This is a genomic window from Aureimonas sp. SA4125 (assembly GCF_019973775.1).
Lineage (GTDB): Bacteria > Pseudomonadota > Alphaproteobacteria > Rhizobiales > Rhizobiaceae > Plantimonas.
In genome coordinates this window covers 3,597,789-3,620,049 of sequence record NZ_AP025032.1, presented here as the reverse complement: position 1 = coordinate 3,620,049, position 22,261 = coordinate 3,597,789, and the positions used below count along the sequence as shown (strand labels likewise).

The following is a 22,261-nucleotide window of genomic DNA, read 5'->3' as shown; positions in this document are numbered from 1 at the left end:
GCGGGCAACGGCTCTCTCGGCGGCCCTTTCGCGCGCGACCGCTTCCTCACGCCGGCTCCGGCGCGCCCAGTTCCTCGGCATGGGCGATGTCGCGGTTGAGCTGCGCCGTGCGGTCGGCGACGGGCGGGGCGAAGCGGCCGAGGATGAGATAGGCGACGGGCGTGACGAAGAGCGTCGCGAATGTCGCAATACCGAGGCCGCCGACGATGACGTAGCCGAGCGCGACGCGCGCCTCGGCCCCGGCGCCGGCGGCGAGAACCAGCGGCACGCCGCCGACCACGGTCGCGACCATCGTCATCATGACCGGCCTCAGGCGGATCAGCGCGGCGTTCTCGATGGCCTCGCGCAGGGACTGGCCTTCCTCGCGCAGCTGGTTGGCGAATTCCACGACGAGAATGCCGTTCTTGGCCATGATGCCGACGAGGAGCACCAGCCCGATCTGGCTGTAGAGGTTCAGGCTGAGCCCGAAGAAGGCGAGCGAGAACACAGCGCAGGCAACGCCCAGCGGCACCGTCGCGATGATGATCAGCGCCGAGACGAAGCTCTCGAACTGCGCGGCCAAAACGAGCACGATGACGACGATGGCAAAGCCGAAGACGATGGCAAGCCCGCCGGACGTTTCCTGCAGCGTCGCCGCCTCGGCCAGCGGCACGAGGCGCATGCCTTCGGGGAGGATGTTAGCGGCCAGGGGCTGCAGCTCGGCCCAGGCGCGCTGCAGGGCGTAGTCCTCGGAGAGTTCGGCGGACAGCGAGACGGCGCGCGAGCGGTTTTCGCGGTCGAGCGTCGGCGCGATCGGGCGCTCCTCGGTCGTCGCCACCGTCGACATCGGGACGAGACGGCCGTCCTGCGCCTTCAGGAAGACGTTGCGCAGGTCGCCCGGATCGTTGATGGGGTCGCTCGTCGCCACCATGCGGACCGGGATCTGCTTGTCCTCGATATAGGTATTGGTAATCTCGCGGCCGTCGAGCAGCGACTGCATGGCGGCGGCAAGACCGTCGATGTCGATGCCGAGATCGGAGGCCCGGGCGCGGTCGATGAGAACCGAGACCTGCGGCTGCGTCGCTTCCGCCGCCAGCTGCGTGCGCCCCCAGCGACCGTCGGCGGCCATGGCCTCCTGCAGTTTCGTCGCCGCGTCGGTGATCTCGTCGTAGTTCTGCCCGGCCACGGCGAAGCGCAGTCCCTGGCCGCCGCCGCGGATGCCGAGCGAATTCGGCTGGATCGCGAAGGCGCGCACGCCCGGCACGTTGCGCACCGCGGCGTTCACCTCCGCAACGATCTGCTGCTGCGTCCGCTCGCGGTTTTCCCACTTGGCAAGCGTCATCACCAGGAAGGCGGAATTGGCCGCGCCGCGACCGGTCGTCGCAAAGATGTTCGTCGCCTCGCCGCTCTCGACATAGGGCAGGACGATCGACTCGATGCGCCTCATCTGGGCCGCGGTGTAGTCGAGACTGGCGCCTTGCGGGGCGGTGACGCGCATGAGGACCAGTCCGCGGTCCTCGCTCGGCGTCAGCTCCTGCGGCAGCGTCTTGTAGGTGAGGAAGGCGGCAAAGCAGAAGAGGACCGAGGCGGTGACGACGAGGAGCGGGAAGGCGAGGCAGGCCCTCAGGCCGACGGCATAGATTTTCGCGAGTCCGGTGCCGAGCCCCTGGACCGACCGCGTGAACCAGCCGGGCGCGCGCTCGTCCTCGTGCGCCTTCAACAGGTTGGCGGCGAGCATGGGGCACAGCGTCAGCGCGATGAAGGAGGAGATCACGACGGCGACGGCGAGGACGAAGCCGAACTCGCGGAACAGGCCGCCGGCGGCGCCAGGCAGGAAGGAGATCGGAATGAACACCGCGGCGAGCGTCGCCGTCGTCGAGATCACCGCAAAGAAGACCTGGCGCGTGCCGAGTACGGCCGCGGCGGCGGGCCGGGCCCCCATGTCGCGGCGGCGGACGATGTTCTCGAGGACGATGATCGCGTCGTCGACCACCATGCCCGTCGCCAGAACCAGCGCCAGGAGCGTCAGGATGTTGATCGAGAAGCCGACGAGATAGATGAAGGTGATGGTGCCGATCAGCGCCACCGGCATCGTCAATGTCGGGATGATCGTCGCCCGGACATTCAGCAGAAACAGGAAGATCACCGCGACCACGATGATGACGGCGAAGAACAGGGCGATTTCGACCTCGTGGATCGCGCCGGCGATGAAGACGGCGTTGTCGCTGGTCACGCGGATCGAGACGCCTTGGGGAAGCGTCCCGTTCAGCCGGTCCACCATGGCGTGGACATTGGCGGAGATGTCGAGCGTGCTCGATCCAGCCTGGCGGATGATGCCGAGGCCGATCCCGGTCTCGCCATTGATGCGCTGCTGGGATGCCGCCTCGTCCGGACCGAAGCGGACGCTGGCGACGTCGCGCAGGCGCGTCCGCTCGTTCAGCGCGATGTTCTCGAATTCGGCGGGCGTGGTCACATTGGCGTCGGCCCGTACGATCAGGTCCTGCGTCGGCGAAGCGAGCGAGCCGGCCGGAACGTCGAGCGAGACGTTCGCCAGGGCCGTGGCGACGTCGGCGATGGTGAGGCCCCGGGTCGCCAGCCGGTCCGGCTCGATGTCGACATAGACCAGACGCTCGCGCTCGCCATAGAGCTGGAGGTCAGCGACACCCTCGACGGCGGCCAGCTGATCGGAAATCCGATCCTCGACCAGGGTCGTCAGATCCTCGATCTTCATCGTCGGCGCAATGACGGCCAGGCGCATGATCGCCTCGGCATCGGCATCTGCCTTGACGATGCGGGGTTCATCGACCTCCTCGGGAAGCTGGCCGGCAATGCGGCTCATGGCGTCGCGCACATCGCTCGCGGCGACGTTGAGATCGGTCGAGTCGGTGAACTCGATGGTGACGCGGCTGGAGCCGAAGCGCGAGCTCGACGACACCGAGGCGATGCCGGAGACGCGCGAGACGGCACTCTCGACGGCGCTGGTGATCTGCCGGTCGACGGTTTCGGGCGAGGCGCCTTCGAAGTCGACGGAGACGGTGATGACCGGCCGATCGACATTCGGCAGTTCGCGGATCTCGACGGCACCGAGCGAGGCGAGACCCGCAACGACGATAAGCAGATTGAGGACGATGGTCAGAACCGGCCGGCGGATGAACAGACTGGTAAGCGCCGTCAGTCCGTCGGGCTTGGCGGCCACCTCGCTCATTGGACGGATCCCGTCGTGGTCGAAGACCGACGGACGGCGGCGTCGGCGGGGGAGGCGATGGAAATGCCTGCCTCTCCGGCGACCGGAGGACGCGGAAACTGTGCTTGGGCAGAGGGGCCGAGGGCAGGGCCTTTGGCTAACGGTTCCGTCGGCGGCCCCTGATTGTTCTGGATCTCGACCTTGCCGCCCTCGCGCAAAGCCTGGATTCCCTCGACGACGACCGTGTCGCCTTCTTTCAACTGCTCGGAAGCGACAAGGACGCGGTCGATATTGCGCTCGATGATGCGGACCGGGGTCTTCGCCACGGTATCGCCGGTGATGGTCCAGACAATTGGTCCACTGCGTTCCCATTGCACCGACAGGGGATCGACGGAGAGCAGGCGCTGGCCGTCGAGCTCCAGCGTCATCGCAAAGGACATGCCGGGACGCAGCTCGTCTTGCTGGTTGGCAATCGTCGCCTCGGTGCGGAGCGTGCGGCTTGCCTCGTCGAGGCGGCTGTCGATGGCGGTGATGACACCGGTATGGACTTTTTCGGGCCGTGCCGTGCTGACCGCCTCGATGGTCGCGCCGATCTGCAGATCCTGCACGAAGCTCTCCGGCGTATAGAAGATCACCTTGATCTCGCTGCGATCGTCGATGGTCGTGATGATCGTCTGATTGTTGACGAGGTCCCCCGTGTCCACACTGACAATGCCGACGCGGCCCGCGATCGGTGCGACGATCCGGCGCTTGGCGAGCGCAACCTCCGCGGCCCGCAGGTCGAGCTTGGCGTTGTCGAGCTCGCGAATGGCGTCGGTGACTTCCACGGCCGTAATGGCGCGGGAGGCCTGCAACCGGTTGACGCGCTCGATCTTCGCTTCGCTGGCGTCGATTGCGATTTTCGCGCGTTCGACCGCGACTTGCTCGTTTTCGTCTTCGAGATTGGCGAGCACGTCGCCGACCGCGACGGCATCACCTGATTTGAACGGAACCGTGCGGATGATGCCCGTCACGTCGGGATAGACGGTCACCGAGCGTTGCGCCTCACCGGTGCCGATGGCGCGCATGCGGTTTCGCGTCATCGATGTCCCGACCTGGTCGGCGACGACGATCGTCGGGCGCCCCGCGCCGCTCCGACCGCCGGGATTCCGGCCGCTGCCCGCGCGGCTGTCCAGGCCGGTGGGGGCGGCGACCTTGCCTGCCGGCTCCGGTGTCAGAAGCGCCACGACAGAGGTGACCGGGCCGGGAAGGTCGAGACTGGCCAGATAGTCGCCGGCGCGGCTGTCGAAGCGCAGCCACAATGCCCCGCCTACGAGCAGAACGACGAGAGTGATGAGGATCTGCTTCACGATATGCATGCGGTTCCATAGCTTAAATGGCATGAACGCCGGATGAAGGGCTGGCCGCTCCCAGAGAGCATACCGAGCCGCGCGAAATTTCCAGATGAAATCTGCGTAAGGTCATCATGTCGCAGGCGCACCGCGTCGTGAACAGCTGTCGGGAAAGTACCGGCCATAAAAAAGGGCCCGCCGTATGGCGAGCCCTCTCATCATCTGATCAGCGCTTGTTACTGCGCAGGCGCCGGGGTCGTTCCGGCAGCGTTCGGGGTCATCGCATCAGTCCCCGTCGCCGGTGCCGGCATGTCGGTCGACGCGCCGGTTTCCTGCGGGATCTGGCCGCCCGCGCCGATGCGCATCTGGTCACGGTTCTCAGCGTAGGTCGAGCTGTTGTACTCCGGTGCGCTCGTCAGCTCGTCCTGGGTGAACTGCGTGTAGAGATACATCGAGCCACCGCTGTCCTTCATGAACTGAAGGTTGTCCATGGCAACGGCGACCGGCTTCTGGCCGATGCCGAGGAAACCGCCGACATCGACGATGATGGCGTCAACGGTGCCGGCCGCGCTCAGGGCGATGTCACCGACTTCACCAATGCTCTCATCGTTCGGGCCGTAGACGGTCGTTCCGACAAGCGACTCGGCGGTCAGCTCTGGTCCTGTCACCGGGGTCATGGCCGAGCGGTCCGATGCGCCACCAGTCGATGCGGTGGTATCGGTGGCCGGCGCGGTGCCGGTCGCAGCCATGTTGGTCGCCGGAGCGGCAGGGGTCATCGCCGAACCTGTTGCCGTGTTGGCAGCGGTATCGGATGCCGCCGGGGCGGCAGCGGTGTCGGCAGCCATTCCGGTTGCGGTGCCCGCCGCACCCGTATTGGCAGCCGTCGTAGTGGTGTCGGCCGTGGCGCCGGCATTGCCGGCGACTTCGGCGGCATCCGCGTTGAAGCTCGGAGCTGCTGTCAGCTGATCCTTGGTGGATTCAACGATCGCCCGGGTCTCGTCACCATCGACCTTGGTCAGCTGCAGATTGGCGAAAGGTACGCCGACGTTCTTTTCGCCGATCCCGAGGAAGCCGCCGACACCCACGACGACGCCCTTGATGTCGCCGTTGTCGGCCATGACCAGGTCGTTCACCGAACCGATCGAGTCGGCGTCATCGCCGGCACCCGAATAGACATTCTCGCCGATCAGATCTTCGGAGAGGAACTGGTCGTTTCCAACCGTCGCGGCATAGGTGCCGTCGCCCATGGCCGACGACTGTGTCGCGTCCGCGGTGGCCATCGGCGCAGTCGTTGCTGCGTCCGTGCCGGCAGCGGGAGCCATCGCCGCGGTGTCGGTTCCCATGGCAGGAGCGGTCGTGGTCGCCGCGGGGGCGCCCGTGGCAGCACCCGTACCGGCGGCCGGCGCCGTTGCCGCGGCCTCAGCGGCAGTCAGTGCCGTGAAAACAGGTGCCGCAACCAGTTCGTCGCGCGAGGCGGCAAGGATTGCGCGGGGCTCGTCGCCGTTCTCGGCCATCTTCCAGGTCAGCTTGTCGATCGGCACCGCGACAGACTTGTCGTCGTCAAGGCCAGCGGTATCGATGATCGCCGCGACAATCTTGCCATCGTTGCTGACGAGAAAGTTGTCGATCTTGCCGGCGGACTCGGCGTCGGCGGAGTCGTTCTGGTATACGTCTGCGCCGGTCAGCACGCTTGCGAGATGCTCGCCGGTGCTCAGGGACTGCATGTAGGCGATGCTGCCGCCCGTAGCAGCAGTATCAGCGGCAGGCGCCGCATCGGTTGCCGCGGGAGCCATCGTGTCGGTGGCGGGAGCCGCCGTCGTCGCAGCGGGGGTCTCTGCAGCCGGCGTCGTCGCCTGGGCGAACGCCGCGGAGGCGATAACGCTGGCAAGAGCTGTCGTGGTGAGAAGTTTGCGGATCATCATGGCGGGTTTCCTCGTCGAAAGAGTCGTCGGAAATGCTGCGGAGGTGTCAGGCACAAAGCCGATCCCGTCAGCAGCTACACAGTGAGACAATCCCTTCGCGGTCCCCAAGGTTCCGCCCTTGAGCCCGGCCGCGACGCTTTTCTTCACCGGCGTTTGGAGGCAGGAGCGCTTTGCAGAACCCGGAGAACGACCGCCGATACCGCGATGCGTCATCAGAAAATTGCTAAACCGCGTTCTCAATCAGCAACTTGGACCTGAAGCCCGTTGATGGGCGTGTCGCCGTGTTGCTTGCTGTGCGACGATCCGTCGTCAAATCCGGTCGTTTCCAGAACCACCAGAGATGTTTGACCGGCCACAATCCCCTGCTCTACAGCGCTCGCGATGGGCTCCGGCCCTATTCTGACGTAACTTGCGGCAGGCTGAGCCTTGCGGCAGAGGAAATGATGAAGATCCATACCATTCTGAACCGCGAGGGCGGTACGCTGAAGACGACGGATCTCGATCGCTTCTCCGAACTGATTGCCGATGAATTCCGACTGCACGGGCACGACGTCGACATCGAGTGCGTACGGGGCAGTGAGATCGTGAAGGCGATCAAACGCGCCGCCGACCGCAGCGATCTCGACGTGCTGCTGGTGGGAGGGGGCGATGGCACGGTCTCGGCAGCGGCAGCGGCTTTGATGAACCACCCCATGGCGCTCGCGATCCTGCCGGCGGGGACGATGAACCTGTTTGCCCGGACCCTGCAGATCCCGCTGGCGATCGAGGCGGCAGTGGTTGCGCTGGCCGGCGGCGCGATCACCGAGGTCGACGTCGCGACCGTCAACGGCAAGCCCTTCGTTCACCAGTTCGCCGTCGGCATGCACGCGCGGATGGTTCGGATGCGAGACAGCATCGCCTACGGCTCGCGGCTCGGAAAGATGTTCGCCTCCACCCGTGCGATCATGGCGACACTGCGCAGCCTACCGATGGTGGAGGTGGAGATCGACATCGACGGCGAGATCCGCCGGCTCGAGACACCGGCACTCGCGGTCTCCAACAATGTCTATGGCGACGGGCATCTCCCCTTCGCCGACGATCCCAGAGGCGGCGTGCTCGGCGTATACATCTGCGAGACCCGCGATACTCGTGCGATGACGCGGCTGACCTTCGACATTCTTAGGGGGAAGTGGCGTCAAAACCCTTCGCTGAAAGTCTATGCCGCGCGCAAGGTGGTCGTCGGCTGCCGCGGATCGAAGCGCCAGGACCGGGCGGTCCGGGACGGCGAGCTCAGGAATCTGGCGGAAAGGTCGGAGATCGTCATCCACCCCAAAGCGCTGCGCGTCCTTGTCCCCAGCGAAGCGACCTTCCTCGCACCTGAGACCGCAATAGACGACACGGCGACTGTCTGCACGGCGTAACCGCGGTCACCAGGCACGCCGACCGCGCAATTCCTGATTTCGACAGGGTAGAGCTCGAACATTCAAAGCGCTGGACGTCAGGGCGCCCACGCAACGGTCGATGGCTCGTCAGCCTGCTTCTTTGTCCGTGATGCCGGGCCTGTAAAGGTGCCCACCCTCTGCAAGCATCGCTATCGCATCAGACAGCTGTGCCTCGATCGGACGGTAGGGGTCATGCTCGACGTGGTCGGGCAGGACAAACTCCTGACGCAGCGTGTCCAGGCGCAGCGCCTTTTCCTGATCAGACATGGAAGTATCGGCCAGGATATCATCGATCGCTGCCTGAAACTCGTCGGGCGAGGGGGGCTGCAGGTCGGGCTGGCTCGTGTCGCTCGGATCGTCCGGGATCATCGTCACTTTCCTCGTTGCATAAAAGGGGCGTCGATCCCGAACACCATAATGCTCAGTTCGCCGGCGCGGGAGTCGGGCTCGTTCCGGCATCACCGGGAGTGACGGCCGAGGTTCCGGAATCCGCAGCGGGCGGGGTTGCGGGCTGCGCGGTCGCAGCCGGCGCCTCCGCTCCACCGGTCCCGACCCTGCCGGCCGGGAGATCATCGCCCGGCTGCATCGCGCCGAAGACGGTCATGATGATCGCTGCAAGCGCACACAGGACGAGGGCGGCAATCAATACCCGCAGAACCGGCTTACCCTTGCGGCCCTGTCTGGCTTCTTCCGGATTGATCCGTGACATTGTTTTTCCTTTGAAGTGATGGTGCGAGCCGGGGTTTGCACGCCGCTTTCGCGTGAGATGCCCCGCCTGCGATAGGATCACCGCTGATGGGGGCGATTCTCACGATCCGCGACGCCGGGAGCCGGCGATCAAACGATACAGTCCGTAGAGCCCGCCCGCGGCAATTGGAAACGCGATCAGGCTGCGGTTGTGCCGAATGGCACGAAAAATCTGCGGAGCGTTGCTGAGAGCCGTCACGCTGGCGATGGAGGCGATGTCACGCTGAAGCCGATCGTCCGCCCGCGTGGAAGGCCGCCGCTTGGCCATCATGATCATGACGAATGTCAGCAGAACCAGAACGAGGCTGCCGCCGCAGAAGCCGAGCGCCGTCGGCAGAGTGCCAAAATGCTGGGACGCCCAAGTGAACAGGGCGATCATCAAGAAAATGACCAGCATCGACAAGCAGATCGCCATCAGCACATAGAGTCCGGCAATACGCTTCAGGCGAGCCAGAAACACGCCCGCCTCACCTGCAAAGATCTTAGTGACCAGCGCGAGAAGCATGGTCAGTGAAAGATGCGCGCGTAGAGATAGCCGATTGCAGCTGCAATCGCGACGGCCTTGATCGGCTCCGCACGCACGCGCTCGGAGACCTGATCCTCGATCTCCGACACGGCGTCCTGGGCCTGCTGGACATAACGCTCGCCGCGATCGCGGACATCGTCACGCAGTGCATAAGCCTGGCGCTTCGCGCCGTCCGCGCGTTCGGATGCCAGATTCTTCAGAGCGTCCGCGACACCTGCGAGGTCGGTCCTCAGTTTGGCGACCTGCGTTTCCAGATCATCATTGACGGATGCCGACGAGCCCTGGCCTGCGGTGCCTTGGCTCTGAAAGTCGTTGTTCGTGGTCTCGGACTGCATGCTGCATCCTCACTAGGGTGGTGGGAGATAACTAGCCAGACTTCGTCCACTGATGCAGACTCACTGGCGACGGAAGTTCAAGTGGCCGAGGGAAGGACCGGTTCCCGCGCGGAACCGAAAAGCACGATCGACCAGAGCACGGCGCAACCAGCGATCAGGCTGCCGGGGCCACGCCAATGATCTGGGACGAGATCGAATCCGGTCCGTACTCGCCGTCCCCCTCAATGCCGAGCAATTCAGATATGCGGCTGCGGGCGCGCGAAACGCGGCTCTTTATCGTGCCGACCGCGCATTTGCAGATCTCCGCGGCTTCTTCGTAGGAAAAGCCGGACGCGCCAATGAGGATGAGCGCCTCGCGCTGGTCGTCCGGCAGTCGATCGAGGGCGCGGCGAAAATCCTGAAGGTCGAGGTGGCCATGCTGTTCCGGATGGCCAGCAAGCTGCATGGCGTGAATGCCATCGACATCCTGGACCTCACGACCCTTTTTACGCATCTGCGTATAGAACTCGTTGCGCAGGATGGTGAACAGCCATGCCTTGAGATTGGTGCCGGGCTGAAAGGTGTGCTGCTTGTCCCATGCCTTCACCAGCGTCTCCTGGACCAAATCGTCGGCACGGTCGAACGACCCCGAAAGCGACGCGGCGAACGCTCGGAGATTCGGGATGATGGAGATCAGTTCGCGGCGGAATTCGGGATCCTGGCTCATCGCAGTCCTATGTGCGTTTCTGCTTCTGTGCCCCGGACTCGGCGGCATCGAGCGCGTCAAGCAGGCTTAGAAAGCGGTCTGGCACGGGTTCGCTGGCGACATCGTCGTAATACGCCTTGAGTTTGCGAGCGATGGCGGAGTGGGGACCGAGATCTTGTGATGTGGGGCCGGCTTGCTCTGCATGGGTCATTTGCACAGGATCGTCCTCATTTTTGCGGTCCGCCATCTAGCCTCTCGTGTCCATAACGATACCCTGACGGCCGATGCGCCGGTCCGCCCAGTTCAGATAAGTGTGAGCGCCAGCGGCTTCCGCAAGCCCCTTGATGACCCTTCGGCCTTGGTGCACTACCAGCCTCGCCGGTATCGCCCATCATGCCTTGAAACTCGGTCGGCGACGAAAGGTTCCCGCGTTGGGAACTTTCTGGCCGCTTGCGCATTGTAGACGCCACTGGACGTATTGTATTCCAATCGACACGAGGGGGAGTTTTTCCATGTCGATGTCATCTCGCATAGCGCCGCATATTCCGTATCTTAGGCGGTATGCGCGTGCCCTCAGTGGCTCGCAGGCCAGTGGGGATGCTTATGTCGCTGCAGTTCTCGAAGCGCTGATCGCCGATCCCAGCCTGTTCAACACCGAAGAAAGCCCGCGGATTGCCTTGTACAGGCTGTTCTCGTCCCTGTGGCAGTCGGTCGAAGTCAACATTCGCGAAGACGCTCCCGTCTCAGCATGGGAAGAGCGGACGTCGCGAAACCTGCGCGCGATCTCGCCGCTGCCGCGTCAGGCGTTTCTTCTTGTCGCCGTCGAGGGTTTTACCACTGGCGAGGCGGCAAAAATCCTGGGGACTGGAGAGCGTGAGTTTTCCAGGCTGATCGACGAAGCGAGCATCGATATCGGCCGCCAGGTGTCGACGCAGATCATGATCATCGAGGACGAGCCCCTTATCGCGATGGATATCGAACAGATGGTCGAAAGCCTCGGCCACAGCGTCACCGGTATCGCCCGAACCCACAAGGAAGCCCTGGCTCTGTTCGATAAGCAGAAGCCGGGAATGGTTTTGGCCGACATCCAGCTCGCTGACGGCAGCTCGGGCATCGATGCCGTCAACGATATCCTCGCGCAGCTCAGCGTGCCGGTTATTTTCATCACCGCTTTTCCCGAGCGGCTCCTGACGGGTGAACGGCCTGAACCCACTTTTCTGGTGACCAAGCCCTTCAACCCCGACATGGTCAAGGCGTTGATCAGCCAAGCGCTCTTCTTCGAAGCGGAGAAGAAGGCGGCTGCATGAGCCTACAGTTCATCGCTGCGAACGTTGCGGACTCCTGGGACAAAATCCGTTCGCACGCCACAAATGACAGGAATTTCAAGGGTCGCGAGCCTGTCTTCGGCGGCTGAGTGAGGAACCTCAGGCCGCCAGCGCCGTTGGGCAGTCAGTGGAGTGTCCAACGGCAAATCGGCTGAGCCGAGAGGTCCCAGCGCCTTCCTTTAGCGACTTGAGTGACCTTGTTCCGTTCTGCCAGCATCGGTAATGAACGAGGAAGGAAGTGACGGTGATGGGGAAGGCGCCGGCCGCGAGAGCGGCAGGGGCGTATTACAACGCAGCAAGGTTCGAGCGTCAGCAAATGGTTGCGTACAAGGCTCTGAAAGCTCTTGCTAACACCGAGATGACGCTGTTCGCGCAAGATCGTGAGCTGAAGTATATCTGGGTCTTTAACAGCAAGGATACCTGGCTGAATGACTCGATCTTGGGTCTTGGCGATCACGATGTTCTTTCCCGACAGGCGGCCGAGCGGTCCGAGGCTGTCAAGCGAGATGTCATTCGGACCCAGCGACCTGCACATTTCGAGCTGGCCTCGACGACGGGATCGACATCGCGTTGGTTCGACATTCGCGTCGACGTCGATCGGGACGGCGACGACGTCATTGGCATCATCGGGACATCCCTTGAGATCACGGAGCAGAAGCGTCGCGAGGAGACGCTGAAGACACTGCTTCGCGAACTGTCCCATCGCTCCAAGAATCTTCTGGCCATTATTCAGAGCCTGGCCAGCCAGACGGCGCGGCATTCCGTCACCGTGCCGGAATTTCTGGTCCGTTTCCGCGGTCGGATCCAGTCGCTGGCGGCCTCGCAGGATATCGTCACCGATGCAGATTGGCGCGGTGCGGACCTCGTCAGCCTGGTGGCGATGCAGGTCGAGCGTTATGCGCCCGACGGGGTCGGGCAAGTCCGGTTCGATGGGTCGGACGTCTATCTCTCGCCGACCGCATCCCTGCACGTCGGGCTGGCGCTGCATGAACTGGCCGTCAATGCCGCTTCTTACGGCTCGCTGTCCGTACCTGGCGGAAGGGTCGGGATCAGCTCTGTCATCGTCGAGCGAAACGGCGAAACATTTCTTCGATTGAACTGGCAGGAGTCGGGAGGACCGCGCGTCCGCTCCGATCACGAATCGCGTTTCGGCACGTCCACTCTGGAGCGCATCGTGCCGAATTCGGTCGGCGGAGAGGCCGAGCTCGACTACCTGCCGGACGGAATCCGATATTCGCTGTTGATTCCCGATACGCAGTTCGAAGCGAACGAAAACGGCTGAAGACGCACAAATGGAACCGTCTCGATTCGAGGCTGCCCCTACGCCAGAAGCGCGTGCTTCCTGCATCTCAAGCCGATTCGAATCGTACACGTTTTCGTAATCGCGCGAGATTTCAAGTGCAGTCTGGCAGTTCTCAGGAACGATTCCGCCATCTCCTCCGTTGATTGCGCGAAGGAGAGACAATATGGAACACATCGCTGCTTTCATGTTGCTGGTCGGATGCAATGCTGATGCGTCCGTCTGCAAGGAAATCCCGGTTCCTGTCGCCGCTTATGAGGATCAGGCTGAATGCGGGCGGGATCTCGCTTTGCAGATGCGTCTCAGCGGCACCGACGACATCAAGGTCTATGGTGTGTGCAAGGACGTCAACGAAGACGTTTTCGAGCAGTCCGCCAATATTGACTGGTCGATCAGCAAGGCTGGCCGTCTGATCGTGACCTTCGATGCTGAGCCGCAGATTGTCGCCTCTCGCTAACGGTGGTGCCGTCTGAAATCTCCGAAGGCGCTCTCTCCAGACGCCACTGACTGTTCCTTTTATTTTCGGTTTGATGGAACGCTCTCATGGCTGTAACGCTTTGCTGTGGGACGAAATCGTAGCGAGGCGTAACTTCATGAAAATCATTATGGCGGGAACAATGGCCGGGCTGATGCTGGTCGCAAGCGGATGCTCGCAGACCGAACGCAGCACGGGAACGGGCGCGTTGATCGGCGGTCTCGGCGGCGCGGCAATCGGTGCAGGCGTGTCCGGGAATGCCCGGGGAGCGCTGATCGGCGGCGCCATTGGTGCAGGTGCAGGTGCTATTGCCGGTAACGTCATCGGACGCTCGCAGTCGGGCGACTGCATCTATCGCGACTCTCGCACTGGTGAGCGCTACGTCGCTGCCTGCCCATAACGGATTGAACAGTTATCCGGCGTTCGTTGGATCGCTTCAGAAGCACCGCCCCCGGGCGGTGTTTTTTTTTGAGTTGGTCGTTCCGGTTCTCCGGATTTTCGCCACAGGGTTCGCCATAGGGGACGTCATGCCGGCACTCTCACGTCTTGCGCTCAAGCTTTTCGCCGTCGCAATTTCAGGCACGGTTCTCGCCGGTTGCGGCACGGAGGGTTCGCTGCCGCCGGTCTTCGGCGCGGTCTTCGGCGTGGCGGGTGCTCGCACCAACCCCTATTCGGTCGGAACGGTCGGGGACACGGTACCTCGATCAGGCGATACCGTCATCGGCACGGCGGCCAACAGTCCCGGCAATTGCATCTGGCAGTCCGGCGAGCGGCGGCGCTTTCGCTCGGCCTGTCCGGAAGGCTACCGCCTCTAGCATTGCGGCAGCGTTCCTTCGCCCGATCGACAGGGGGTTCGCTCGATCGACGATGCATTTGCCCGCCCGGTCCGCGAGCGCTATGGCAGGTGCGACGGCTTTCAGCCCACAGACGCGATTCAGTCGCGGCGCGCGAGGAGACAGGCATGCCCATTACCCACCGCGACGAAATCCTTGCCGTGCTGAAATCGCTCGAAGCGCCCGATGGCCGAGGCGATGTCGTAGGACGCGGGATGGTGTCGGATATCTTCATCGCAGATGGAAAAGCGTTCTTCTCGCTGTCCGTGCCCGCGGCGGCAGCCGAAATGTTCGAGCCGTTCCGTCGCCGAGCCGAGATCGAGGTTGCAAAGCTCGACGGCATCACGTCGGCGATGGTCGCATTGACGGCGGAGAAGCAGCCCGGAAGCAGTCCCGTCCCCCGGCCGCAGAGCGCGCCTGCGGCTCACTCGCATGCCGGCCACGCCCATCCCCCTCACGCGCCCCAACCGGGCCGCGCGTCGCCGCCCGCTGCCCCGCGGTCTTCGTCGGCCAAGCCAGGAATTCCCGGCATCAAACGGATCATTGCCGTCGCCTCCGGCAAGGGCGGTGTCGGCAAGTCGACCACAGCTGTCAATCTGGCGCTCGGCTTTGCCACCCTCGGGCTGAAGGTCGGTCTGCTCGACGCCGACATTTACGGCCCTTCCGTGCCGCGGCTTCTCGCCATCAAGGAGAAGCCTCGAAGCAACGGTCGGATCATGATCCCGATCGAGGCCTATGGCTTGAAGGCCATGTCGATGGGACTTCTCGTCGACGAGGAGACGCCGATGATCTGGCGCGGGCCGATGGTGATGTCGGCGATAACGCAGATGCTGCGCGAGGTGGAATGGGGCGAGCTCGACCTCCTGGTCGTCGACATGCCGCCCGGCACCGGCGATGCCCAGTTGACGATGGCGCAGCAGGTTCCGCTGGCGGGCGCCGTCATCGTCTCGACGCCGCAGGATCTGGCATTGCTGGACGCGCGCAAGGGCCTGGCGATGTTTCGCAAGGTGGATGTGCCCGTTCTCGGGATCGTCGAGAACATGAGCTATTTCCTCTGCCCGTCCTGTGGCGAGCGCTCGGACATCTTTGGTCACGGCGGCGCACGCGACGAGGCGGCACGACTCGGCGTGCCCTTCCTTGGCGAAGTGCCGCTGCACATGCGCATCCGCGAGACCTCCGACGAGGGGAGGCCGGTCGTCGTCGCCGATCCCGAGGGTGTTCATGCCAGCATCTACAGGGCGATCGCTGCAGCAGCCCTGGCTTCCATGGACGCGGACGGCGCGTCGCGCCCTGTGGCCCCCAGCATCGTTTTTGAGTGAATGATCATAAATTAAGCTTGCATCGAATATGCTAACGCTGTGGGATGGCGTTCAATGCCTGTCCGTGTTCACTCACCGCTGTCAGTGGAACGAGACTGGTATTTTTTCCAACGGAGATCGCCCATGAAACTGGTATCCACGCTTCTCGCAGCGACGGCACTCGCCTTGACCCTCGGGTCGGCGGCGAACGCCAAGACCCTGGTCTATTGCTCCGAGGGCTCTCCGGAAGGTTTCGACCCCGGCCTGTACACCGCCGGTACGACTTTCGACGCGTCCTCCAAGCCTGTCTACAACCGTCTCGCCGAGTTCAAGCGCGGCACCACGGAGGTCATTCCCGGTCTGGCCGAAAGCTGGACCGTTTCCGAGGACGGTCTCGAATACACGTTCAACCTGCGCAAGGGCGTCAAATTCCAGTCGACCGAGTTTTTCACGCCGACGCGTGATTTCAACGCCGACGACGTGATCTTCTCCTTCGATCGCCAGGGCAACAAGGAAAACCCCTATTTCGCCTATGCCGGTGACGTGACCTGGGGCTACTACAACGACATGTCGATGCCCTCGCTGGTCAAGTCCTTCGAGAAGGTCGACGACAACACGGTCAAGCTGACGCTGACGGCACCGAATGCGCCGATGATCGCCAATCTGGCGATGGATTTCGCGTCGATCATGTCGAAGGAATATGCCGACAAGCTTCTCGCCGACGGCACGCCCGAGAAGCTGAACCAGCAGCCGCTCGGCACCGGTCCCTTCCAGTTCGTCGCCTACCAGCAGGACGCCGTCATCCGCTACAAGGCCCATCCCGACTACTGGGGCGGCAAGCAGCCGATCGACGACCTCGTCTTCGCCATCACGCAGGACGCCGCCGTTCGCCTGCAGCGCCTGAAGGCTGGCGAGTGCCATGTCGCAGGCTATCCGAATCCGGCCGACATTCCGGCGCTGAAGACGGATTCGACAGTCACCATGCTGGAGCAGCCAGGGCTCAATGTCGGCTACCTCGCCTACAACACCACCCAGGCTCCCTTCGACAAGCCCGAGGTTCGCCGCGCCCTGAACATGGCAATCAACAAGGACGCCATCCTCGAGGCGGTCTTCCCTGGCATTGGCCAGATCGCCAAGAACCCGATCCCGCCGACCATGTGGTCCTATAACGACGCCGTCGCCGACGACAAGTACGACCCCGAGGCGGCCAAGGCCGCGCTCGAGGCGGCTGGCGTCAAGGATCTGTCGATGAAGATCTGGGCGATGCCGGTGGCCCGTCCCTACAATCCGAACGCGCGCCGCATGGCTGAACTGCTGCAGGCCGACTTCGCCAAGGTCGGCGTCACGGTCGAGATCGTGACCTACGATTGGACGCAGTATCTGAAGCTCGCCGGCGATCCGAAGCACGATGGCGCGGTGCTGGCCGGCTGGACCGGAGACAACGGTGACCCGGACAACTTCCTCGCCATCCTGCTCGGCTGCGATGGCGTCGGTTCGGGCAACAAGGCCGCCTGGTGCAACAAGGACTATGATGCGCTGATCAAGAAGGCGTCGCAGATCTCCGACCAGGCCGAGCGCGCCAAGCTCTACGAAGAGGCGCAGGTCGTGTTCAAGGATCAGGCGCCCTGGGCGACCATCGCCCATTCGCTGGTCAGCCTGCCGATGTCGCCGAAGGTCACGGGATACCTGATGGATCCGCTTGGCTCGCATCGGTTCGACGGCGTCGACATCACCGAATAGCTTCGGTTAGGACAAGGTTGAGCGGCGTCGGAAGGGCAGTCAGTCCTTTCGGCGCCGCTCTTCAGTTTTTGGGACGTCTCAAGAATGACGATTTTCCGTCCACTGGCCGACCATGGGGCCGAAGCGGATATGCCCGGAGTCGCCGCCCTCTGGCACGACAGCTGGCACGACGGTCACGCCGCGCTGCTGCCGCCCCCGATCGTGGCGCAGCGCGATGTGTCCTCCTTTGCCGCCCGCCTCGTGCCGCTGGCCGCCTCCAGTACCGTCGCCGTCCAGGACGGCCAGATCGTCGGCTTCGGGGCGCTGGTCGGGTCTGAGATCGATCAGCTCTTCGTGGCGCGCGCGGTGCGCGGGACGGGTGTCGCCTCCGGCCTGCTTGCGGTACTGGAGAACGCGCTTCGTGAAGCGGGCGTGAAGCGGGCCGGGATCCAGTGCCTGGAAGGCAACGATCGCGCGCTTGCTTTCTACGCCAAGCACGGCTGGCAGGCGACCGAAGTCGCGGACCTGCCCATCTGGATGCCGGAAGGCCAGTCGGCGAGCCACCCGACCCTCATGCTCGCCAAGGATCTTTGAGCCATGTTCGGATACCTGTTGAAACGCATCGGCTTGCTGATCCCGACCTTCATCGGCGTGACACTGGTCTCGTTCCTTTTCATCCGCCTGCTGCCGGGCGATCCGATCATCGCCCTGGCCGGCGAGCGTGGCCTGTCGCCCGAGCGCTACGCCCAGCTCGTCGCCCAGTTCGGCTACGACCGGCCGCTCTACGTCCAGTATTTCAGCTATTTCTGGGACGTTCTGCACGGTGATTTCGGGCAGTCGATCTCGACCAAGCAGCCGGTGCTGCGCGAGTTCATGAACCTGTTCCCGGCAACGATCGAACTCTCGCTCGTCGCCATCCTCCTGGCCGTGATCGTCGGCATTCCCGCCGGCGTCTTTGCCGCCGTCAAGCGCGGCTCCTGGTTCGACCAGTCGATCATGGGAACGGCGCTCGTCGGCTATTCCATGCCGATCTTCTGGTGGGGGCTGCTCCTCATCATCTTCTTCTCCGGCTACCTGCAGTGGACGCCGGTCTCGGGGCGGATCTCGCTCATGTATTTCTTTCCGCCGGTGACCGGCTTCATGCTGATCGACAGCCTTCTGTCGGGCCAGGCCGGTGCCTTCAAGTCGGCGCTCAGCCATCTCGTCCTGCCGTCGATCGTTCTCGGCACCATTCCGCTCGCCGTGATCGCCCGGCAGACGCGTTCGGCCATGCTCGAAGTCCTCGGCGAGGATTTCGTCCGCACCGCGCGCGCCAAGGGCCTTTCGCGCTTTCGCGTCGTCTCCGTGCACGCGCTGCGCAATGCGCTGATCCCGGTGGTGACGACGATCGGCCTTCAGGTCGGCGTGCTGCTCGCCGGCGCGATCCTGACCGAGACGATCTTCTCCTGGCCGGGCATCGGCAAGTGGATGGTCGATTCGGTGTTCAAGCGCGACTATCCCGTGGTGCAGGGCGGGCTTCTCCTCGTCGCCGTCATCATCATGGTGGTCAATCTCATCGTCGACCTTCTCTACGGTCTCATCAATCCAAGGGTCAGAGCACGATGAGCGTCCAAGAATCGGCCGAGGGCATCGGCACCGACATTCCCGACCGCAAGCCTCCGCGCAGCCTGCGGGCGCAGCAGTTCGCCGAGTTCTGGTATTATTTCTCGGTCAACAAGGGCGCGGTCGTCGGCCTCGTCGTGTTCACGCTGATCGTACTCGCGGCGATCCTCGCGCCTGTCATCGCGCCGCACAGCCCGACGCTGCAGGACCGCTCGGCGCTCCTCATCCCGCCTTTCTGGCAGGACGGCGGCCGGCTCGAGTTCCTGCTCGGCACGGACCCCGTCGGACGCGACATCCTCAGCCGCCTTCTCTACGGTGCGCGCTATTCGCTCTTCGTCGGCGTCTTCGTCGTCGCGCTGTCGGTTTCGACCGGCATCGCCATCGGGCTTGTCGCCGGCTATTTCCGCGGCTGGCTCGACACGGCGATCATGCGGATCATGGACATCATTCTCGCCTTCCCGTCGCTGCTTCTGGCGCTGGTCCTCGTCGCCATCCTCGGACCCGGCCTCCTCAGCGCCATGATCGCCATCGCGCTGACCTATCAGCCGCACTTCGTCCGGCTGACGCGCGCCTCGGTCATGGCCGAAAAGGAGCGCGAATACGTCACCGCCGCGCGCGTCGTCGGGGCGTCGCCATTGCGGCTGATGGTCGTGACCATCCTGCCCAACTGCCTCGGCCCGCTGATCGTCCAGTCGACCCTGTCCTTCTCGAACGCGATCCTTGACGCCGCCGCCCTCGGCTTCCTCGGCATGGGCGCCCAGCCGCCGACGCCGGAATGGGGCACGATGCTGGCCGAAGCGCGCGAATTCGTGCTGCGCGCCTGGTGGGTCGTGACCTTTCCGGGCCTTGCGATCCTCGTCACCGTTTTGGCCATCAACCTCGTCGGCGACGGCCTGCGCGACGCCCTCGATCCGAAGCTGAAACGGAGTTGAGGATTGGCAGATTGGGTCGGCCCGGCGGTCACAGCCACCTTGATTTCGTCGCTGATCGCGGCGCTCGGATGGTATGTGAGCTGGCGGACCGCTACCGGCTTGGACGGTCGTCGCCGTTCGGAGCGGGTGTTGGATGTGCAGACCGCGCTGCTGGCGGAAATCGGGTCTATCGTCCATCACCTGGAGCAATATGACAGCGTGGATATTCTCACCGCCGTGACGAACCGTCTGCAAACGGACGAAACCTATACGCCCTTCATCTCCAAGGAGGTCGGCTCGCCTTTGTACAACTCCATCGCGGGCGAGATCTCGATCCTGCCCAACAGTGTCATCAACGATGTCGTTCTCTTTTATCGGCAACAGCAGGTCATCGCCTACTTCGCCGAGGATTTGCGGGGCGAGCGTTTCAGCCATGTTCCGAAAGAGCAGAAGATCGCGATGATCGAAGACTACCTGGCGCTTCGCGATTTCGCTCTTTCGCTCGGCCGAGACGCGGTCGCAGCCCTGCGGCGATCGATAGATGCCGGGTTCAGTAGACGGGGCGAGGGCCGGTCGGACCCGCGATCGGCTTCGGCCTCGGCTGGGGCTTGAGTGTCGGCATGGCGGTCTCCTTCGAGGCACAACATATGACAATACAGACGGTGATGTAAGCTATGACCCTCCTCCGCCTCCGCAACCTCTCCGTCACCTTCGCCACGGCCTCCGGCCCGTTCAAGGCAGTTGACGGCGTCGATCTCAGCGTCGATGCCGGCGATGTCCTTGGCATCGTCGGCGAATCCGGCTCGGGCAAGTCGGTCGCCATGCTCGGCCTGATGGGCCTCCTGCCGCCGTCGGCCACGGTCACCGCGGACGAGATGTCGTTCGAGGGCCTGGACATGCTGACCATGAGCGACCGCGACCGCCGCGCCATCATCGGCCGCGACATCGCGATGATCTTCCAGGAGCCGGTCGCCAGTCTCAATCCCTGCTTCAATGTCGGCTTCCAGATCGGCGAGAGCCTGAAGACGCATCTTGGCCTCGGCGCGCGAGAGCGCAAGGACCGCACGATCGAGCTCCTGACGAAGGTCGGCATCTCCGAGCCGGAGCGGCGGATGAAGGCGTTCCCGCATCAGCTCTCGGGCGGCATGAGCCAGCGGGTGATGATCGCCATGGCGATCTCCTGCAACCCGAAGCTTCTCATCGCCGACGAGCCGACGACGGCGCTCGACGTCACCATCCAGGCGCAGATCCTCGACCTCCTGCTCGATCTCCAGAAGGAGAAGGGCATGGCGATGATCCTCATCACCCACGACATGGGCGTCATCGCCGAAACCGCGCAGCGCGTCGTCGTGCAGTATGCCGGACAGCAGGTCGAGCGCCAGGCGGTCGCCGAACTGTTCGAGGCCCCGCACCATCCCTATACCTCGGCGCTTCTCGACGCGATTCCCGAGCGCGCCACCGGCAAGCGGCTGCCGACCATTCCGGGCGTCGTGCCGGGGCAGGGGGACCGGCCGGACGGCTGCCTGTTCAATCCGCGCTGCCCGAAAGCCGACGATGTCTGTCGCACGGTCCTTCCGCCGCGCCAGCCGCCGGCGCTCGGCGAGGCGCTCTGCCACTATCCCATGAACGCGCCGGCGACAGCGCCCCTCAACGCGGGAGCCGCCGCATGACCGCCATCGTCACCGCAACGGATCTCAGCCAGATCTACGAGGTCAAGCGCGGCCTGTTCCAGAAGCCGATCGAGCTGAAGGCGGTCAAGGACGCGAGCTTCACCGTCGAGGCCGGCGAAACGCTGGCGATCGTGGGGGAATCGGGCTGCGGCAAGTCGACCCTCGCCCGCATGCTGACGATGATCGAGATCCCGTCGGAAGGCCAGCTGACGATCGACGGCGTGCGCATCGAGGGCGGCGCCATCGCCGACGTCGCCAAGCTGCGCTCGACCGTGCAGATCGTGTTCCAGAACCCCTATGGCGCGCTCAACCCGCGCCAGAAGGTCGGCGCGATCATCGAGGAGCCGCTGAAGATCAACACCAAGCTGTCCTCGGCCGAGCGGCGGGCGAAGGCGGAAGCGGCGCTGAAGGAAGTGGGCCTCAGGCCGGAGCACTACGTCCGCTACCCCCACATGTTTTCCGGCGGCCAGCGCCAGCGCATCGCGGTCGCCCGCGCGCTGATCCTCGAGCCGAAAATCCTCGTCCTCGACGAGCCGGTCTCGGCGCTGGACGTATCGATCCAGGCGCAGATCCTGAACCTCCTCGCCGACCTGCAGGACAGGCTGGGCCTCACCTACGTCTTCATCAGTCACGACCTCTCGGTCGTCCGGCACGTGGCCAACCGCGTGATGGTGATGTATCTCGGCCGCCCGGTGGAACTGGCCCCCGTCGACGCGCTCTACACCCAGCCGCTGCACCCCTATACGCGCGCGCTGCTCTCGGCGACGCCGGCGACCCGCCCCGGTGACCGCGCGACGCGCATCCGCCTCACGGGTGAGCTACCCTCGCCGTTCAACCCCCCGACGGGCTGCTCCTTCAACCCGCGCTGCCCCTATGCCAACGACCGCTGCCGCACTGAATTGCCGCTCCTGAAGCAGCACGGACCGACGCAGGTGGCGTGTTTTGCCGTCGACGAAGGGCGATTGCCGGACATGCCGATGAAGGCGGCATAGTCCGCT

23 protein-coding genes are annotated in these 22,261 nt (G+C 64.0%); 14 read left to right on the top strand and 9 right to left on the bottom strand.

Features of this window, described 5'->3' with window-relative positions; genetic code table 11:
• Positions 1–46: 46 nt before the first annotated feature.
• The 3 genes from Sa4125_RS17135 to Sa4125_RS17125 form a co-directional block, all read right to left on the bottom strand.
• Entirely contained in the window at positions 47–3,184 is a 3,138-nt protein-coding gene (locus Sa4125_RS17135) for an efflux RND transporter permease subunit (protein ID WP_223999810.1), read from the bottom strand.
• Positions 3,181–4,521, bottom strand: coding sequence for an efflux RND transporter periplasmic adaptor subunit (locus tag Sa4125_RS17130; protein ID WP_223999808.1), 1,341 nt, complete (start codon positions 4,519–4,521; stop codon positions 3,181–3,183). Before Sa4125_RS17130 ends, Sa4125_RS17135 begins: the two co-directional genes overlap by 4 nt.
• A gap of 209 nt (positions 4,522–4,730) precedes the next feature.
• Positions 4,731–6,416 carry a PRC-barrel domain-containing protein gene (locus tag Sa4125_RS17125; protein ID WP_223999806.1) on the bottom strand — a complete coding sequence of 562 codons (1,686 nt, stop codon included), beginning with the start codon at positions 6,414–6,416 and terminating at the stop codon, positions 4,731–4,733.
• 248 nt (positions 6,417–6,664) lie between these two features.
• Here Sa4125_RS17125 and Sa4125_RS17120 point away from each other — a divergent pair, with 248 nt between their 5' ends.
• Positions 6,665–7,816: a diacylglycerol kinase family protein gene (locus Sa4125_RS17120; protein ID WP_223999805.1), complete on the top strand. Its 1,152-nt coding sequence runs from the start codon at positions 6,665–6,667 to the stop codon at positions 7,814–7,816.
• Between the two features lie 108 nt (positions 7,817–7,924).
• Here the strand turns inward: Sa4125_RS17120 and Sa4125_RS17115 are convergent, their stop codons facing one another.
• From Sa4125_RS17115 to Sa4125_RS17090, 6 genes are all read right to left on the bottom strand, one after another.
• Positions 7,925–8,206 carry a hypothetical protein gene (locus Sa4125_RS17115; protein ID WP_223999803.1) on the bottom strand — a complete coding sequence of 94 codons (282 nt, stop codon included), beginning with the start codon at positions 8,204–8,206 and terminating at the stop codon, positions 7,925–7,927.
• A 52-nt stretch (positions 8,207–8,258) separates the two neighbouring features.
• A complete protein-coding gene (locus tag Sa4125_RS17110; RefSeq protein WP_223999802.1) occupies positions 8,259–8,546 on the bottom strand; it encodes a hypothetical protein in 288 nt (95 codons plus the stop codon).
• Positions 8,547–8,645: 99 nt separating this feature from the next.
• Complete coding sequence (locus Sa4125_RS17105; protein WP_223999801.1) at positions 8,646–9,089, bottom strand: hypothetical protein; 444 nt, start codon at positions 9,087–9,089, stop codon at positions 8,646–8,648.
• Positions 9,090–9,091: 2 nt separating this feature from the next.
• Complete coding sequence (locus Sa4125_RS17100) at positions 9,092–9,445, bottom strand: hypothetical protein (RefSeq protein ID WP_223999800.1); 354 nt, start codon at positions 9,443–9,445, stop codon at positions 9,092–9,094.
• A 154-nt stretch (positions 9,446–9,599) separates the two neighbouring features.
• Positions 9,600–10,151, bottom strand: a complete 552-nt coding sequence (locus tag Sa4125_RS17095; protein ID WP_223999799.1) for a sigma-70 family RNA polymerase sigma factor — start codon at positions 10,149–10,151, stop codon at positions 9,600–9,602.
• Between the two features lie 7 nt (positions 10,152–10,158).
• A complete protein-coding gene (locus tag Sa4125_RS17090) occupies positions 10,159–10,341 on the bottom strand; it encodes a NepR family anti-sigma factor (RefSeq protein WP_224007904.1) in 183 nt (60 codons plus the stop codon).
• Positions 10,342–10,642: 301 nt separating this feature from the next.
• Between Sa4125_RS17090 and Sa4125_RS17085 the strand changes: the two genes are divergently transcribed.
• The 13 genes from Sa4125_RS17085 (at position 10,643) to Sa4125_RS17025 (ending at position 22,255) form a co-directional block, all read left to right on the top strand.
• Entirely contained in the window at positions 10,643–11,437 is a 795-nt protein-coding gene (locus Sa4125_RS17085; protein WP_223999798.1) for a response regulator, read from the top strand.
• A 265-nt stretch (positions 11,438–11,702) separates the two neighbouring features.
• Positions 11,703–12,737 (top strand): sensor histidine kinase, encoded by a 1,035-nt coding sequence (locus tag Sa4125_RS17080; protein ID WP_224007901.1) that lies wholly within the window; start codon positions 11,703–11,705, stop codon positions 12,735–12,737.
• Between the two features lie 184 nt (positions 12,738–12,921).
• Positions 12,922–13,212, top strand: coding sequence for a hypothetical protein (locus Sa4125_RS17075; RefSeq protein ID WP_223999797.1), 291 nt, complete (start codon positions 12,922–12,924; stop codon positions 13,210–13,212).
• 136 nt (positions 13,213–13,348) lie between these two features.
• Complete coding sequence (locus Sa4125_RS17070; RefSeq protein WP_223999790.1) at positions 13,349–13,630, top strand: hypothetical protein; 282 nt, start codon at positions 13,349–13,351, stop codon at positions 13,628–13,630.
• Positions 13,631–13,757: 127 nt separating this feature from the next.
• Positions 13,758–14,045: a hypothetical protein gene (locus Sa4125_RS17065; protein ID WP_223999789.1), complete on the top strand. Its 288-nt coding sequence runs from the start codon at positions 13,758–13,760 to the stop codon at positions 14,043–14,045.
• Positions 14,046–14,191: 146 nt separating this feature from the next.
• Positions 14,192–15,382, top strand: a complete 1,191-nt coding sequence (locus Sa4125_RS17060; RefSeq protein WP_223999788.1) for an Mrp/NBP35 family ATP-binding protein — start codon at positions 14,192–14,194, stop codon at positions 15,380–15,382.
• 123 nt (positions 15,383–15,505) lie between these two features.
• Entirely contained in the window at positions 15,506–17,101 is a 1,596-nt protein-coding gene (locus Sa4125_RS17055) for an ABC transporter substrate-binding protein (RefSeq protein WP_223999787.1), read from the top strand.
• An 84-nt stretch (positions 17,102–17,185) separates the two neighbouring features.
• Positions 17,186–17,674: a GNAT family N-acetyltransferase gene (locus Sa4125_RS17050; RefSeq protein ID WP_223999785.1), complete on the top strand. Its 489-nt coding sequence runs from the start codon at positions 17,186–17,188 to the stop codon at positions 17,672–17,674.
• Between the two features lie 3 nt (positions 17,675–17,677).
• The gene (locus Sa4125_RS17045; RefSeq protein WP_223999783.1) at positions 17,678–18,685 is read left to right on the top strand and encodes an ABC transporter permease subunit; all 1,008 of its coding nucleotides are present in this window, start codon (positions 17,678–17,680) and stop codon (positions 18,683–18,685) included.
• The gene (locus tag Sa4125_RS17040) at positions 18,682–19,614 is read left to right on the top strand and encodes an ABC transporter permease subunit (protein WP_223999781.1); all 933 of its coding nucleotides are present in this window, start codon (positions 18,682–18,684) and stop codon (positions 19,612–19,614) included. Before Sa4125_RS17045 ends, Sa4125_RS17040 begins: the two co-directional genes overlap by 4 nt.
• Before the next feature lie 3 nt (positions 19,615–19,617).
• The gene (locus Sa4125_RS17035) at positions 19,618–20,205 is read left to right on the top strand and encodes a hypothetical protein (protein ID WP_223999779.1); all 588 of its coding nucleotides are present in this window, start codon (positions 19,618–19,620) and stop codon (positions 20,203–20,205) included.
• Between the two features lie 62 nt (positions 20,206–20,267).
• The gene (locus Sa4125_RS17030; protein ID WP_223999777.1) at positions 20,268–21,263 is read left to right on the top strand and encodes an ABC transporter ATP-binding protein; all 996 of its coding nucleotides are present in this window, start codon (positions 20,268–20,270) and stop codon (positions 21,261–21,263) included.
• The gene (locus Sa4125_RS17025; protein ID WP_223999775.1) at positions 21,260–22,255 is read left to right on the top strand and encodes a dipeptide ABC transporter ATP-binding protein; all 996 of its coding nucleotides are present in this window, start codon (positions 21,260–21,262) and stop codon (positions 22,253–22,255) included. The genes Sa4125_RS17030 and Sa4125_RS17025 overlap by 4 nt, the downstream gene beginning before the upstream one ends.
• The last annotated feature ends 6 nt before the right edge of the window (positions 22,256–22,261 follow it).

Coding starts and splice junctions, on each gene's coding strand:
- Sa4125_RS17060 (WP_223999788.1), top strand. CDS start 14,192: ATGCCCATTACCCACCGCGACGAAATCCTTGCCGTGCTGAAATCGCTC.
- Sa4125_RS17030 (WP_223999777.1), top strand. CDS start 20,268: ATGACCCTCCTCCGCCTCCGCAACCTCTCCGTCACCTTCGCCACGGCC.
- Sa4125_RS17130 (WP_223999808.1), bottom strand. CDS start 4,521: ATGCATATCGTGAAGCAGATCCTCATCACTCTCGTCGTTCTGCTCGTA.
- Sa4125_RS17040 (WP_223999781.1), top strand. CDS start 18,682: ATGAGCGTCCAAGAATCGGCCGAGGGCATCGGCACCGACATTCCCGAC.
- Sa4125_RS17085 (WP_223999798.1), top strand. CDS start 10,643: ATGTCGATGTCATCTCGCATAGCGCCGCATATTCCGTATCTTAGGCGG.
- Sa4125_RS17125 (WP_223999806.1), bottom strand. CDS start 6,416: ATGATGATCCGCAAACTTCTCACCACGACAGCTCTTGCCAGCGTTATC.
- Sa4125_RS17055 (WP_223999787.1), top strand. CDS start 15,506: ATGAAACTGGTATCCACGCTTCTCGCAGCGACGGCACTCGCCTTGACC.
- Sa4125_RS17100 (WP_223999800.1), bottom strand. CDS start 9,445: ATGCAGTCCGAGACCACGAACAACGACTTTCAGAGCCAAGGCACCGCA.
- Sa4125_RS17050 (WP_223999785.1), top strand. CDS start 17,186: ATGACGATTTTCCGTCCACTGGCCGACCATGGGGCCGAAGCGGATATG.
- Sa4125_RS17110 (WP_223999802.1), bottom strand. CDS start 8,546: ATGTCACGGATCAATCCGGAAGAAGCCAGACAGGGCCGCAAGGGTAAG.
- Sa4125_RS17070 (WP_223999790.1), top strand. CDS start 13,349: ATGAAAATCATTATGGCGGGAACAATGGCCGGGCTGATGCTGGTCGCA.
- Sa4125_RS17105 (WP_223999801.1), bottom strand. CDS start 9,089: ATGCTTCTCGCGCTGGTCACTAAGATCTTTGCAGGTGAGGCGGGCGTG.
- Sa4125_RS17135 (WP_223999810.1), bottom strand. CDS start 3,184: ATGAGCGAGGTGGCCGCCAAGCCCGACGGACTGACGGCGCTTACCAGT.
- Sa4125_RS17080 (WP_224007901.1), top strand. CDS start 11,703: ATGGGGAAGGCGCCGGCCGCGAGAGCGGCAGGGGCGTATTACAACGCA.
- Sa4125_RS17095 (WP_223999799.1), bottom strand. CDS start 10,151: ATGAGCCAGGATCCCGAATTCCGCCGCGAACTGATCTCCATCATCCCG.
- Sa4125_RS17025 (WP_223999775.1), top strand. CDS start 21,260: ATGACCGCCATCGTCACCGCAACGGATCTCAGCCAGATCTACGAGGTC.
- Sa4125_RS17090 (WP_224007904.1), bottom strand. CDS start 10,341: ATGACCCATGCAGAGCAAGCCGGCCCCACATCACAAGATCTCGGTCCC.
- Sa4125_RS17045 (WP_223999783.1), top strand. CDS start 17,678: ATGTTCGGATACCTGTTGAAACGCATCGGCTTGCTGATCCCGACCTTC.
- Sa4125_RS17075 (WP_223999797.1), top strand. CDS start 12,922: ATGGAACACATCGCTGCTTTCATGTTGCTGGTCGGATGCAATGCTGAT.
- Sa4125_RS17065 (WP_223999789.1), top strand. CDS start 13,758: ATGCCGGCACTCTCACGTCTTGCGCTCAAGCTTTTCGCCGTCGCAATT.
- Sa4125_RS17115 (WP_223999803.1), bottom strand. CDS start 8,206: ATGATCCCGGACGATCCGAGCGACACGAGCCAGCCCGACCTGCAGCCC.